This window comes from Flavivirga aquimarina, from assembly GCF_030540835.1.
Classification (GTDB): Bacteria; Bacteroidota; Bacteroidia; order Flavobacteriales; family Flavobacteriaceae; genus Flavivirga; species Flavivirga aquimarina.
Map to the genome: position 1 here is coordinate 1 of NZ_JAUOEK010000035.1, position 552 is coordinate 552.

The 552-nt window shown below is 36.1% G+C and carries 1 protein-coding gene; it reads left to right on the forward strand.

Annotated features, from left to right (window positions below; genetic code table 11):
* The coding region (locus tag Q4Q35_RS01765) for an IS66 family transposase (RefSeq protein WP_303276203.1) at positions 1-474 on the forward strand (474 nt) is incomplete at its 5' end.
* Between the last annotated feature and the right edge of the window lie 78 nt (positions 475-552).

The following is a 552-nucleotide window of genomic DNA, read 5'->3' on the forward strand; positions in this document are numbered from 1 at the left end:
ATAGTAAGTTGTAAATCTATATTTTTTAAGGAGCTCCGAGATAAACACGCCAAACCAGTATTGGATACCTTGAAAAAATGGTTGGAAAAGCAATTATATGCTGTACTTCCCGATAGTGTGACTGGCAAAGCTATGGCTTATACCTTTAAGCTTTGGTTACGACTATCCCGTTATATAGAAGACGGTCGTTTTAAAATTGATAATAACACAGTGGAAAATACCATACGCCCTGTAGTCCTAGGCAGAAAGAACTATCTCTTTGCTGGATCACATCAAGGTGTCAAGCAGGCTGCCATAATGTATTCCTTTTTGGCTTGTTGCAAGAAAAATGATGAGGAACTTTTTCTTTGGCTCTCAGATATACTCAATAGAATCTCTGACTGCAAGATCAGCAAACGGCATGAACATCTAACAACACTCTCTGAGGAATCTAAATCAAAAAGGTTTTTAAATATGGGCTTTAGTGCTTTGTGATAAATTTGCTAAAAGGGCTTCTGAAATGACTCCTAATAATTGATTTACTGAAACTTTATGGCTTTTAAATACTGATAT